This window comes from Aeromonas sp. CU5, from assembly GCF_002586745.1.
GTDB classification, from domain to species: Bacteria; Pseudomonadota; Gammaproteobacteria; order Enterobacterales; family Aeromonadaceae; genus Aeromonas; species Aeromonas sobria.
In genome coordinates this window covers 3,746,131-3,759,618 of the sequence record NZ_CP023817.1, presented here as the reverse complement: position 1 = coordinate 3,759,618, position 13,488 = coordinate 3,746,131, and the positions used below count along the sequence as shown (strand labels likewise).

The 13,488-nt window shown below is 62.2% G+C and carries 11 protein-coding genes; 8 read left to right on the top strand and 3 right to left on the bottom strand.

What is annotated here, in order from left to right:
* Positions 1 to 39: 39 nt before the first annotated feature.
* Positions 40 to 1,566 carry a nitric oxide reductase transcriptional regulator NorR gene (gene norR, locus CK911_RS16890; RefSeq protein ID WP_098971409.1) on the bottom strand — a complete coding sequence of 509 codons (1,527 nt, stop codon included), beginning with the start codon at positions 1,564 to 1,566 and terminating at the stop codon, positions 40 to 42.
* A 171-nt stretch (positions 1,567 to 1,737) separates the two neighbouring features.
* Between norR and norV the strand changes: the two genes are divergently transcribed.
* The 6 genes from norV (at position 1,738) to CK911_RS16860 (ending at position 8,449) form a co-directional block, all read left to right on the top strand.
* Positions 1,738 to 3,222, top strand: coding sequence for an anaerobic nitric oxide reductase flavorubredoxin (gene norV / locus CK911_RS16885; RefSeq protein WP_098971407.1), 1,485 nt, complete (start codon positions 1,738 to 1,740; stop codon positions 3,220 to 3,222).
* Complete coding sequence (gene norW / locus CK911_RS16880) at positions 3,219 to 4,385, top strand: NADH:flavorubredoxin reductase NorW (protein ID WP_098971405.1); 1,167 nt, start codon at positions 3,219 to 3,221, stop codon at positions 4,383 to 4,385. Before norV ends, norW begins: the two co-directional genes overlap by 4 nt.
* Positions 4,386 to 4,436: 51 nt before the next feature.
* A complete protein-coding gene (locus CK911_RS16875) occupies positions 4,437 to 4,778 on the top strand; it encodes a DUF1971 domain-containing protein (protein WP_098971402.1) in 342 nt (113 codons plus the stop codon).
* Between the two features lie 124 nt (positions 4,779 to 4,902).
* Positions 4,903 to 6,120, top strand: a complete 1,218-nt coding sequence (locus tag CK911_RS16870) for a 4Fe-4S binding protein (RefSeq protein ID WP_098971400.1) — start codon at positions 4,903 to 4,905, stop codon at positions 6,118 to 6,120.
* Between the two features lie 285 nt (positions 6,121 to 6,405).
* Positions 6,406 to 7,632: an aromatic amino acid transporter gene (locus tag CK911_RS16865; RefSeq protein ID WP_098971398.1), complete on the top strand. Its 1,227-nt coding sequence runs from the start codon at positions 6,406 to 6,408 to the stop codon at positions 7,630 to 7,632.
* A 250-nt stretch (positions 7,633 to 7,882) separates the two neighbouring features.
* Positions 7,883 to 8,449 (top strand): hypothetical protein, encoded by a 567-nt coding sequence (locus CK911_RS16860; RefSeq protein WP_253860339.1) that lies wholly within the window; start codon positions 7,883 to 7,885, stop codon positions 8,447 to 8,449.
* 146 nt (positions 8,450 to 8,595) lie between these two features.
* Here CK911_RS16860 and CK911_RS16855 read toward each other — a convergent pair whose 3' ends face one another.
* Positions 8,596 to 9,075: a DM13 domain-containing protein gene (locus CK911_RS16855; protein ID WP_098971396.1), complete on the bottom strand. Its 480-nt coding sequence runs from the start codon at positions 9,073 to 9,075 to the stop codon at positions 8,596 to 8,598.
* A 240-nt stretch (positions 9,076 to 9,315) separates the two neighbouring features.
* Between CK911_RS16855 and CK911_RS16850 the strand changes: the two genes are divergently transcribed.
* A complete protein-coding gene (locus CK911_RS16850) occupies positions 9,316 to 10,029 on the top strand; it encodes a hypothetical protein (protein WP_098971394.1) in 714 nt (237 codons plus the stop codon).
* Between the two features lie 423 nt (positions 10,030 to 10,452).
* Complete coding sequence (locus CK911_RS16845) at positions 10,453 to 11,352, top strand: hypothetical protein (RefSeq protein WP_157774563.1); 900 nt, start codon at positions 10,453 to 10,455, stop codon at positions 11,350 to 11,352.
* Between the two features lie 66 nt (positions 11,353 to 11,418).
* Here the strand turns inward: CK911_RS16845 and glyS are convergent, their stop codons facing one another.
* Positions 11,419 to 13,488 carry a glycine--tRNA ligase subunit beta gene (gene glyS, locus CK911_RS16840; RefSeq protein ID WP_098971390.1) on the bottom strand — a complete coding sequence of 690 codons (2,070 nt, stop codon included), beginning with the start codon at positions 13,486 to 13,488 and terminating at the stop codon, positions 11,419 to 11,421.

The following is a 13,488-nucleotide window of genomic DNA, read 5'->3' as shown; positions in this document are numbered from 1 at the left end:
ACCGAGGGGGTTTTTGTTTATGGGGGTCAAGTCTTTGCATCAGGCCTTGAGCCCGAGCCGTCTGGCTAGGCGGTGCAGGTTGCCGCTGTCGAGCTCCAGGACACGGGCGGTGGCGGCCCAGTTGCCCTGCTGGGCCGCCAGGGTCTGCTCGATCAGCTGGAGCTGGAAGGCATCTGTGGCCGTGCGCAGCCCCATGCCTGCCATTGGCTGCACCGCCTGTTCCACAGGGATGCGACTGGATGAGGGGGCGCCGGTGGCCGCCAGGTTGAAGTGGTGGCAATCCAGCGCGGGGGCCTGACTGCCCTGCTCGGCCCGCGCCAGCACGGCGGCCCTGTGGATGGCGTGCTCCAGCTCCCGCACATTGCCCGGCCAGTCGTAGCTGGCGAGCAGTTGCAGCGCCCTGGGCTGGATGCGCAACCGCTCCAGCCCCAGGCTGACCCGGCAGCGTTCGCAAAAATAACCGGCAAGCAGGGGTATGTCGTCCGGTCGCTCCCGCAGGGCGGGGGCATGGATCGGGAAGACGCTCAGCCGGTGGTAGAGATCGCTTCGAAACTGCCCCTCGACCACCGCCTGTTTCAGATCCCGGTTGGTGGCGGCCAGGATGCGCACGTTCACCTTGAGCGGGGTGTCATCACCGATGCGCTGCAGATCGCCGTATTGCAGCACCCGCAGCAGCTTGGCCTGCAGCGGCAGGGAGAGCTCGCCGATCTCGTCCAGGAACAGGGTGCCCTTGTCGGCCAGCTCGAACTTGCCCGCCCGGTTGTGAATGGCGCCGGTGAAGGCCCCCTTCACGTGGCCGAACAGCTCGCTCTCCGCCACCGATTCCGGCAGGGCGGCGCAGTTGAGATAGACCAGGGGCGCGCTGGCGCGGGGTGAACCCTGATGCACCGCCTTGGCGATCAGCTCCTTGCCGACCCCCGTCTCCCCCAGGATCAGCACGTTCAGCTCCGAGCTCGCCACCACGGCTATCTCATGGCGCAGCCGCTCCATGGCGGGGGAGCGGCCTATCATCTCGGGCTGGCCCGGCCCATTCTGGCTGGAGGGGGCGAGGGGTTCGCTGCTCTGGCGGGCGAGGCGTTCCAGCAGCAGGGCGTTGCTGAGGGCGGCGGCGGCCAGGGCGCCCACCAGCCGCAGCTCCTCGTCGCTGATGCCGTCGAACTGGGTCGGATTCATGCCGTCTATGGTCAGGGCGCCGATCAGCGTCTGATCCGAAAACAGTGGCAGGCCGACGCAGGCGTGCACCCTGAAGTCGTCGTGATCCGGGATCAGGCCGTCATAGGGGTCGGGCAGGTTGCTGTCGGCGGGGAAGCGCACCACGTCGCCGGCCCGGGCTATGGCCTCCATGCGCGGATGGTCCGCCAGCGCGAAGCGGCGCCCCAGCACGTCCTGCATCAGGCCGTCGATGGCCAGCGGGATGAACTGGCCCCCCTCGTAGCGCAGCAGGGCCGAGGCGTCCGAGTGCAGCAGGCTGCGCACGCTCTGGATCAGGCGGTGGAACCTGTCCTGATGGGAGATGCCGAGTTGCAGGTCGAGGGCGATGCGCGCCAGGCTGTCGGTCGAGATCACGGTGATTGTCCAAATGACAGTGTGTTTGTGGTTTTGACTATAAAGAGTGGCTGTCTAAATGACAACACTCTATGTGTGTGTCTAGTAAAAACAATAAGTTATGAGTTGGCACGTCAACTGCAATAGTCCGTTTAGTCGCACATTCGCTATTGCATTCTGAGGAACAACTTGATGAGCATTCACGTCAAAAATAACATTCACTGGGTCGGCCAACGGGACTGGGAGGTACGCGACTTCCACGGCACCGAGTACAAGACCCACAAGGGCACCAGCTACAACAGCTATCTCATCCGCGAAGGGAAGAACGTGCTGATCGATACCGTCGATCACAAGTTCAGCCGCGAGTTCGTGCAGAACCTGGCGGCGGAGATCGATCTCGCTTCCATCGACTTCGTGGTGATCAACCACGCCGAGGAGGATCACGCCGGCGCCCTGACCGAGCTGATGGCCCGGATCCCAGGCACCCCCATCTACTGCACCCACAACGCCATCGACTCCATCACAGGCCACCATCACCACCCGGAGTGGAACTTCCACCCGGTCAAGACAGGGGACAGCCTGGACATAGGCAACGGCAAGCAGCTGGTGTTTATCGAGACCCCCATGCTGCACTGGCCAGACAGCATGATGACCTACATGACTGAGGACGCCGTGCTCTTCTCCAACGACGCCTTCGGCCAGCACTACTGCGACGAGCACCTGTTCAACGACGAGGTGGATCAGGTTGAGCTGATGGAGCAGTGCCAGCGCTACTACGCCAACATACTGACCCCCTTCAGCCCGCTGGTGACCGCCAAGATCAAGGAAGTGCTGGGCTTCAACCTGCCGGTGAGCATGGTGGCCACCTCCCACGGCATCGTCTGGCGCGAGGACCCCACCCAGATCATCCTGAAATACCTGGAGTGGGCCGACCACTATCAGGAAGACCGCATCACATTGTTCTACGACTCCATGTCCAACAACACCCGCATGATGGCCGACGCCATCGCCCAGGGCATCCACGAGGTGGACCCGGGCGTGGCGGTGAAGATCTTCAACGTGGCCCGCCACGACAAGAACGAGATCCTGACCCAGGTGTTCCGCTCCAAGGGCATTCTGGTGGGCTCCTCCACCATGAACAACGTCATGATGCCCAAGGTGGCGGGCATGCTGGAGGAGATCACCGGCCTGCGGTTCCGTAACAAACGTGCCTCGGCCTTCGGCAGCTACGGCTGGACCGGTGGCGCCGTGGACCGGATCCAGACCCGGCTGATGGATGCGGGTTTCGACATCAGCATCTCCCTCAAGGCCAAGTGGCGCCCGGATGGTTCGGCCCTGGCCGAATGCCGCGAGCACGGCCGCCAGCTCGCCCGCCAGTGGGCGCTGCACCCACTCGAGGCACCCCGCCCGATCATCACAAATAACGCCGCAGTGACGGCGCCCGTGATCGAGGTGCCGGTGGCGCGTGTCGCCACCCCGGCCGCCAGCACGCTGGACGATGAGCAGAGCATGCTCTGCGTCGTCTGCCAGTGGGTCTATGACCCGGCACTGGGCGAGCCGGATCAGCTGGTGGCACCGGGCACTCCCTGGGCCCAGGTGCCTGACAGCTTCCTCTGCCCCGGCTGCGGCATCGGCAAGGAGGTATTCGAACCCTGCGCCGTGGAGGCCTGTGTATGAACGCTGCAACCCTGAATGAGGCCGGCATCAGCCGGGAAATAGTGGTGATCGGCAGCGGCTTCGCCGCCCAGCAGCTGGTCAAGAGCCTGCGCAAGCTGGATGGTGAACAGCCCATCCGCCTCATCACGGCCGACAGCGGCGACGAGTACAACAAGCCGGACTTGAGCCATGTGGTAAGCCGGGGCTGCGCTGCCGCGGCCATGACCCGGCAGAGCGGCAGCGACTTTGCCGAGCAGCAGCGCATCGCGCTGCTGCCCCATTGCCCCGTGCTTGGCATAGATCCCGTCCGGCGGCTGGTGCTGACCGAGCAGGGCAGCTTCCCCTATGGCCAGCTGGTGCTGGCCACCGGCGCCAGCGCGGCGCGCCCCGAGATGCCGGGCAGCGAGCATCTGGTGACCCTCAACAGCCAGCAGGAGTACGCCGCCGCCGAGGGGCTAATCCAGCAGGCCCGCCGCATCCTGGTGCTGGGGGCCGGCCTCATAGGCTGCGAGCTGGCGATGGACATGGCGAGCGATGGTCGCGAGGTCATCCTGCTGGATCTGGCCGACAGCCCGCTCAGCGCCCTGTTGCCGGCCGCCCTGACCCCTCCGCTGCAACAGGCGCTGCGCAGTCAGGGGGTCAGCCTGCAATTCGGGCTGGGCATCGCCAGGATAGATGCCCAGCCCGGCGACGGCTGGCGGGTGACCCTGACCGATGGCCGCACCAGCGAGCAGGATCTGGTGATCGCCGCGATCGGCCTGCGGCCGAATCTGGCCCTGGCCCGGGGGGCCGGGCTGGAGGTGGAGCGCGGCATCCTGGTCGACGACAACTTGCAGACCAGCGATCCCCATATCTTCGCACTGGGTGATTGCGTGCAGTGGCGGGGCCAGCTGCTGCCCTTCCTGCAACCCATAGTGCTGGGGGCCAATGCGCTGGCGCGCACCCTGCTTGGCACGCCGATCCCGCTGACCCTGCCGCCCATGCTGGTGAAGGTGAAGACGCCGCGTTACCCCTTGCAGCTGGCGGGCCGCACCAAGGGCGAGGATCTCGCCTGGCAGTGCCGCTGGAACAGCCACGGCATGGTGGCCGAGGCGCACGGCGAGGATGGCGAGCTGTGCGGCTTCGTGGTGGGGGGCGATCAGATGAGTGCCGCCTTCCCGCTGCTGCGTCAGCTGCCCCGTTAACCCCTTTCATTGCACCGGCCGGGGTGACCCGGCCACTCGAGGAGAACTGATATGGCCATGCAACTGATTCCGTCTCACTGGGTAGTGCGTCGCTCCACCCCCTTCTTCACCCGCCAGAGCGTACCCGCAGCCCTGCTCACCCATCACAACACGGCAGCCGGCGTCTTCGGTCAGCTCTGCGTGATGGAGGGAACCGTCACCTACCACGGCTTTGCCAACGAGCAGGCCGAGGAGCCTGAGATAAGCCTGGTGATCCATGCCGGCCAGTTTGCCACCAGCCCGCCCCAGTACTGGCACAGGGTCGAGCTGTCGGAGGATGCCCGCTTCAACATCCACTTCTGGGCCGAGCAGGGTTCGTCGGACCAGCCGCTGTTCAACAGCCGCAAGGCATAAGGTTCAACCCTGGCCAGGGGGCATTGGGCGCGAATGTCCCCCTCTGCCCATGCAGATCAAAATAATCAACTCAGATGTTCGTTATCCTGCCCCCTTATCCGAATGAGTGCTATGAGGGAGATGCATGAGCCTGATTGAAGCGATGACCATGGTGGCTGGCCTGGTCTATCTGGCCCTGTTGGGGTGGCAGGCGCGCACCGGTTGGCAGTGGCGTCTTGCCCTCGGCCTGCTGGGCCTGATCTGGCTGGTGGCGGCGGACAGCCTGCTTTGGTTCGCGCTGGGGCTGGTGGTCGTCGCGCTTGCCCTCTGGCACCACCGGCGGCCGCTGCCCGCCCTCGAGACGCTCGACAGCCAGTGGTTGCGGGCGCGCACACGCCAGCTGCTGCTGCTCTGCTGGGGGCTGGTGACTGTGCAGTACGGCATCCATATCTGGCAGCTGGGGCAGGGGGAGACCCCCTGGCTGATGCGCCCGGACGTGGTGGACGGCTTCCTGCCCATCGCCGGCGGGCTCGGGCTGCGGGCCTGGCTCAGTCAGGGCATAGTGGATCCCCATCATCCGGCGGCGACCATCACGGTACTGGTGCTCTGCCTGTCGGCCCTGCTGCTGGGGCGGGCCTTCTGCGCCTGGTTCTGCCCGCTCGGGCTGGTGGGCGAGTGGCTGCACGGCCTGCGCAGCCGATGGATAGTGGGGGAGTGGACGCCGCCGCGCTGGCTCGATGCCGTGCTGCGTTCCCAGAAATTCCTGGTGCTGGCTTTCCTGCTGTTTATCGTGCTGATCGCGGTGCCAGGAGCCGCCCTGCCCGGCTACTTCACCAGCCCCTACCATCAGGCGGCGGACATGAAGATGGGGGCCTTCTTCTTCAACCTGACCCTGATCTCGGGCCTCTGCCTCGGTTGGGTGCTGCTGCTCACCGCCACCTTCCGGCAAGGGTTCTGCCGCTACCTCTGCCCCTACGGCGCCTGGCTGTCTTTACTCGGCCTGCTGACACCGCTGCGCATTCGCCGGGATCCGGCGCGCTGCCTGCGAAGTGCTGGCCATGACTGCGACAAGTGCAGCCGGGCCTGTCCCTCCCGCATCCAGGTGCACCAGCTGATCGCGGTACGCAGCCTGGAGTGCACCAGCTGCCTGAGCTGCGTCGCCGCCTGCCCCAAGCGGGCCGATGCGCTGCACCTTGGCAGCAAGGCGCGCAGGCTTGAGCCCCGCTGGCTGCTGGGTCTGCTCTGCCTGCTGTTGTTGATATTGCCGCTGCTCTCCTACGGCCTGCTGGGTATCTGGGTCAGCCAGACGCCGCTGGCGGATCGCGCCCAGCTGCTGCAGCTGTTGCCCCAACTGGCTCATTGAGTGCCGATGCGCCAGTTGCAGGCTGCCTGTTGAGGGGCCGCCGGGCGCTCTGAAGATACACCCGCATTTGATACCTGAGGGGTAGCAGGGTAAAGTCCCTGCCCGACATGGCGGCCCTGCTGCCGTGTCGGGCCGGCAGCCCGCCTTAACCGCCTTGCTTCGCTTTCGAAGCAACAAGCACTGGGCGCCGGCACATAGATGAGCGCGATCTACCATGACAACCGGCGTAGCAAATGCAACGGTCCGCGGTCGCGACCAGATCCACAATCGTCTTTGGAGAAGTAAATGGGACAGAAACCATCTTTGGTGGGCGGGGCATGCATCATTGCCGGCGTCTGTGTAGGGGCCGGCATGCTGGGCTTGCCGAGTGCCGGGGCGGGCGCCTGGACCATCTGGTCGGTGCTGGCCATCACCCTGACCATGGTGGTGATGACGGTTTCCGGCTGGATGCTGCTGGAGTCCTATCAGGGCTATCCGCTGCGCGTGTCGTTCGATACCGTCACCCGCGAACTGCTGGGGGACAAGGTCAACGTCCTCAACAACCTCACCGTCTACTTTGTCGGCGGCATACTGCTCTACGCCTACATCACCTCGGCCGGCCTCATCATAGATGGCATGACCGGCATCGGCAGCCACTGGGGATCCATCCTGTTCACCCTGGGCTTCTCCGGCCTGGTGTGGCACTCGACCCGGGCGGTGGATCGCATCTCAGTGGTGCTGGTCATCGCCATGGGGCTGAGCTTCGTGTTCTGCATCTCGGGCCTGTCGCTCAACATCAAGCCGACCCTGCTGTTCGATACCCTGAGCCAGCACGCCAGCTATGCCCCCTATGCCCTGGCCATGCTGCCGGTGGCGCTCACCTCGTTCGGCTATCACCATTCGGTGTCGTCCATGCGCGCCTACTACGGTGAAGAGCGCCGCGCCCGTTACGCCATCCTCGGCGGCACCGCCATAGCGCTGCTGTTCTACCTCATCTGGCTGGTGAGCGTGTTCGGCAACCTGCCGCGCAGCGAGTTCGGACCCGTGGTGGCCCAGGGCGGCAACGTCGATGTGCTGCTCAAGGCGCTGGCCTCGGTGATAGAGTCGGAGGCCGTCTCCAGCGCCCTCAACCTCTTCTCCATGGCCGCCATCCTCTCCTCCTTTATCGGTGTGGGTCTGGGGGTGTTCGACTATCTGGCGGATCTGTTCAAGTTCGACAACGGCCGCGGTGGCCGCGCCAAGTCGTGGGCGGCCACCTTCCTGCCGCCGCTGCTGCTCTCCCTGCTGTTCCCGTTCGGCTTCCTGATGGCCATCGGCTACGCCGGCGCCGTGGCCACCCTGTGGACCTGCATCATACCCGCGCTGCTGGCCTGGAAGGTGCGTACCGGCAAGGGCGAGCAAGGCGGCAAAGGCGATGGCTTCCGCGCGCCGGGCGGCATGCCGATGATAGTGGGCGTCTTGCTGTTCGGTGTGCTGACCGCCCTCTTCCATCTGCTCAACATGGCGGGTCTGCTGCCGGTCTACATGGGCTAGTTTTTTGTCCTCACCCTATGACAAGGCGCCCGGGTGGCGCCTTGTTTTTTGCGCCATCCGGCGCAGGGAGCTGGAGGGACTATAGTCAGACAGATGACGTCGGCGGCCCACCGCACGCCCCCGGGCTGCGACCCCATGGCGCCACCTTCCGATCACTCCGTCCCCCACCAGACAGCTGCTGCCCGGCAGCACGGCCGCCATGGTAGTCAGGCCGCGCGTGATCTATCCAATCAACCGGGAGACAGACGTTATGTGCAAGCACATGTCCACCCTTGGAGCACTCGCGGCCATCACCCTGGCCGGCCTGGTGCAGGCCGAAGAGATGGCCGGCGCTGCGGCGATGACGGACGAGGCGATGATCACCAGCGCCATGGCGGCGGCCCCCACCAGGGTCGGTGCCGGCGCCACCATTGTCGCCATGGGCGCCGATGGCAAGATGCGTACCCTGCGGGAAGGCAGCAACGGTTTTACCTGCATGCCCGACAACCCGGCCACGCCGGGGCCGGACCCCATGTGCATGGATGCGGCGGCGATGGCCTGGGCTCACGCCTGGATCGGCCATCAGACCCCGCCCAAAGGCAAGATCGGCTTTATGTACATGCTCAAGGGTGGCACCGATGCCAGCAACACAGATCCTTACGCCACCCAGCCCACCACCAGCAATCACTGGTTGCAGACCGGGCCCCACGTGATGGTTGTCGGGGCGGATGACGCCTTCTACGATCAGTACCCGAAAGGTGCCGCTCCTGACACCTCGATACCCTATATCATGTGGTCTGGCACCCCCTACCAGCACCTGATGGCGCCGGTGGAGTAAGGTGTTCCGTGCAATGGGGTCGGTGCGGCTCGCCGCTACCGATCATCAAAAGGCACCTGTTGGCGCCTTTTGTATTGGAGTGTCGCGGGAGAAGAAACCTCCTCTTTGATCGGCTGGCTCATGACGGCGGGAAGCGGGCATGGCATCTACTGCCGATAGCGGGCGGCTGTGATGAATTGGCCGAAGGTTTCGCACCAGACGATCACGCTGTCGTAGCGGGCCGGATCGATATTGGCGGGGAGCGGCACGATAAAGTTGTCGAAGGTTTTCACCGGCCCGACCCGCACCATTTGTGGCTTCAGGCGGGCAAAGTCCGCTTCGGTTTCGACAAATTCCGGCGACAGATAGAGCTGGTAATCGGGCCCCGGCGCCAGCTTGCCCATCAGGCTGATGGCATCTGGCCCTATGCTCACCTGGCCTTCGCCCCAGTGCAGCCGGTCGCTCTCTTTCAGATCCCGGCGAAAGGTGCCGTGGTATCTGGCTTGTTGCTGGCTGGCCGCAACCTGCTCACTGCTGGGGGCAGAGGGTGCGATCAGGATTGGCAGGGTATAGACACCGGCGGCAAAGCCTGCCGCCGCGACCAGCAGATGGGTGCCCACCAGTAGGGCCATGGTTTTGCGTTTCATGATATCTCGGTCGTTGATGAACAGGAGTCAGCATCATAGCAGTGGCACAGGTTGGCCCGCTTGTCGTCTGGCGCAATGGAGCAGGAGGTTTGCGCAGCACCGGCCGCGCGAAAATCGACCGCTCCTTAAGCTCCGGTACAAGGGGGGGCGGGATAATGGCTGCCAGCGCCGAGCTGGTGGCCGGATTTGGCACCTGCCGCTGACAACCCTGCGCCAGTTGCCGAATGTGGAATCGAAAGAGTGAAACCGACCAACAAATCCCTGCTGTCCATGCCTGAACGCCAGATCCCGCAGATGCCGTCTGACGAACCTGAGACTGTGCCGCCTGCCGAGCCTGCGCGTGAGGCACCCTGCGAGCCGCCCATCGCGCCTGTGCTTGCTGAGCTGCCGCTCCCCTCGTTTCAATCAGGCACCACTTCACTGTCAGCTCCGCCGATTGTGGTGGTGCCGGTTACGCAGCCACTGCCTGCTCGCGCCAGCAACAAGCTGGTCGGGGCGCTGATCTGTACCAGCCTGGCGCTGGTGGCCTCGCTGGTTTTTATTGCCCGCTTGCACCTTGCGGCACTTCCTCTGGTGGTCAACGAGCCGCAGCCACTGGCTGAGTTTGGCGTGGCCGCCATGGATCAGCCCGACCCCCTCTATGCCATGGAGCTGGCCTTTCCGCAGCGCGAGACCACCATCCCGCTGCCGGTAGCTGCTCCTGGCCAGAAGCCAGCCAAGCTGAAGATCGGCGTCTACAAACAGGCGGATAACGTCGAGAAGTGGCGCCGCTGGGCGCGCCAGCAGAACGTCACCTTTGAGGCGGTGAAAAAGAACCGCGATGGCGAGCCCCACTACGTCCTCTATCTGTGCGAACAGGACCCGTCACGCATTGACCAGCTCAAGCTCGACGTGGCCCGCATCAGCGGCGAAACCCCGCTGCTGGTACGGCGGGCATCCTCCGCCAGCATCTAGCGAGCAATGAACCCCGGTTGAGTGGGTTGGTGACGATGTCTGTCATCAGCCAGGTTATTGCTGGTGTAGAAAGGTGGGCGCCCCGGATTTCCGACCGGCATGCACCATATCTCACCGCCTCATGTAGGTTCGATTAGCGCAGCGTAATCGGACGAACGAGAGGCTTTGATTGCGGTTGTTGCCGTGGAACAGGGGCGGCCCGCCGGAGGGGAAATGCGGCTGGCCTTTATGGCGGGAGAATCAATTTACGCGAACGTCCGATTACGCCTGACGGCTAATCGAACCTACAGATTCTTACCATCTAATCAAACAACGAGCGTCAATAACCAATCATAAAAGAGTTAACTTTATGATAAAACAGATTATTCTGTTGTCAGACGAATGGACTTAATATTCAGCGTGCAATATAGGAAGGTGATTGTTGTGACAGAAACAAAAGCACCATTTTCAGCTAGAAATCGTGGGGCATATCAACATATAGATAATTCTTTTCCCGATAGTGCCAAGGTGGCTGTTCTTCATATGCTTTACGATCTGGAAGATAAAGGATATATACCAAGCTGGCCAACTATAGCTAGGGAGTTGCAAAGGATATCTAGAGTTCAACCTGTTTTATATGATAGCTCATTAGTCAGAGACATTGAGAAAGCAAAATCTGACGTGGAGGAACTTTTATTTTCTTTGGCGTGGGATAAGGCATTTGATTTTTGTGAAAGAATATATGAGTACCTAGCTCAGGATGTTTTTCAGGGTTATGTAAATGTAGAGTTAGTCAAAGAAAAAAGAGATGTTCAAATATATATAGCAAGTGAAGTTGAGCGTCTTATTCTTGAGGAGAATTTGGCATTTGAGTTTTCTGATGGTGTTGTGAGACGCCGCGGTCGCAGGCATACCGAAGATAAAGTAACTAGAGCACATGTTGTCATGGGTGATAGTAGGTTAAATGAGTCAAGAAAACACTATACAAAAGCTCTTAATTTTTTCAGAAATCCTACTACTCCTGATTATGAGAATTGCGTGAAAGAGGCTGTTTGCGCAGTCGAGGCGGCCGGGAAAGCATTATTTCCCGCATCTAAAGCTGCAACTTTAGGTGACTTGGCAAAATGGTTTTTGAAAACTAATGAATATGAAATACCCAAAGCATTGGTAAAAACAATAGAAGGGATTTATGCCTATCGCAGCGGTGGAAATGGAGTGGGGCATGGTGGAGCGGAAGGTGGCGTTGCTACATTAGAGGTGGCTGAATATATTCTCGGTGTTACAGCATCTCAGATAATATATTTTGTAGAGGTTGAGAGGTTAAATGATGAAATTCCATTTTGAATTATTATTTCTAACAAAAACGGCGCCTTCACGGCGCCGTTTTTTATATCACTGACTCAACCAGAATCACTGCAGCAGGGAGATATCCGCGACTTGCAGGAACAGGTTGCGCAGGTTGTTCAGCAGTGCCAGACGGTTGGCCTTGAGGGCCTCGTCGTCGGCCATCACCATGACTTCGTTGAAGAAGGTATCGACCGGCTCGCGCAGGGCGGCCAGACGGGTGAGGGCAGCCTGATAGTCACCGGCAGCGAACAGCGGGGCCAGTTCGCCTTGTAAGGCAGCAACCTGGGTGGCCAGCGCCTTCTCGGCGGTATCGACCAGCAGTTCCGGTTTGACGGCAGTCGGCAACTCGCCTTCGACCTTGGCCAGAATGTTGCTCACTCGCTTGTTGGCGGCAGCCAGTGCCAGTGCGGCATCCAGGGTGCGGAAGTGGCTGACAGCCTTGACGCGACGATCGAAGTCGAGGGGACGGGTTGGGCGGCGGGCCAGTACGGCCAGCACCACGTCGGCACCGATGCCTTCGTCCTGATAGGCGGCGCGGAAGCGGCCCAGCATAAAGTCGACCACGTCGGTGACGACGGTTTGGTTGGTCAGCTTGTCGCCGTAGACGCGTACCGCTTCTTCAACCAGTTCAACCAGATCCAGATCCAGCTGCTTCTCGGTCATGATGCGCAGGGCACCGATGGCGGCGCGACGCAGGGCGAACGGGTCTTTGTCACCCTTCGGCAGCATGCCGATGCCGAAGATACCGGCCAGGGTGTCGAACTTGTCGGCCAGCGCGACGGCGCAGGCTTCCAGAGCGGACGGCAGGGCATCACCGGCGAAGCGCGGCATGTACTGCTCGTTGAGGGCCACGGCCACCACTTCGTCTTCGCCATCGTGACGGGCGTAGTGCATCCCCATGACACCCTGGGTGCTGGCGAACTCGCCGACCATGTTGGTCATCAGGTCACACTTGGAGAGCAGACCGGCACGCTTGGCCTGAGCCACGTTGGCGCCGATACGCTCGGCGATAAAGCCGGCGACGGTTTCGATGCGCTCGACCTTGGCCTTGACGGTGCCCAGCTGTTGCTGGAACAGCACGGTTTCAAGGCGCGGCAGGCGGGAGGCCAGGGTCTGCTTGAGGTCAGTCTTGAAGAAGAACTCGGCGTCAGAGAGACGGGGGCGAACCACTTTCTCGTTGCCGCTGATGATCTGGCTCGGGTCTTTCGACTCGATGTTGGTGACGAAGATGAACTTCGGCAGCAGCTTGCCGTTCTTGTCGTAGACCGGGAAGTACTTCTGGTCACCCTTCATGGTGTGAACCAGCGCTTCGGCCGGAACGGCCAGGAACTTCTCTTCGAAGTTGGCGGTCAGCACCACCGGCCACTCGACCAGTGCGGTGACCTCTTCCAGCAGGGCGTCGTCCAGATCGGCAATGCCACCGAAGGCGGCAGCGGCCGCTTCGGCGTCAGCCTTGATCTTGGCCTTGCGCGCCATGAAGTCGGCAACCACTAGGCCTTTTTCCAGCAGGATCTGCGGGTACTGGCTGGCGTTGTCGATGGTGAACTCGGGCTCGCCCATAAAGCGGTGACCACGAATGGTGCGGGCAGAGTCGATACCCAGAATGGTGGCGGGAACCAGATCCCCATCCAGCAGCAGGGTCACGGTGAACACCGGACGCACGAACTGGATGGTCTTGTCGCCCCAGCGCATCATTTTCGGGATGGGCAGCTTGGCCAGTGCAGCAGCAACCAGTTCGCCCAGCAGCTCTTTAGCCGGACGGCCTTCGACCTTGGCGGTGTGAACCAGCCATTCACCCTTGTCGGTGACCAGACGCTCAGCCTGAGCAACTGTGATGCCGTTGCCACGGGCCCAGCCTTCGGCAGCCTTGGTCGGCTTGCCTTCAGCATCGAACGCCTGAGAGACGGCCGGGCCGCGCTTCTCGACGCTCTTGCTTGGCTGTTCGCCAGCCAGCTCGCTCACCTTGAGCGCCAGACGGCGCGGTGAGGCAAACCACTCGACAGCGGCGAAGGCCAGATCGGCCTTGGTCAGTTCGCTTTTGAGGTTGTCGGCAAAGGCTTCGGCCAGGGAGCGCAGGGCTTTGGGCGGCAGCTCAGCAGTACCGATCTCTACCAGAAATGTATGTTGTGCCAT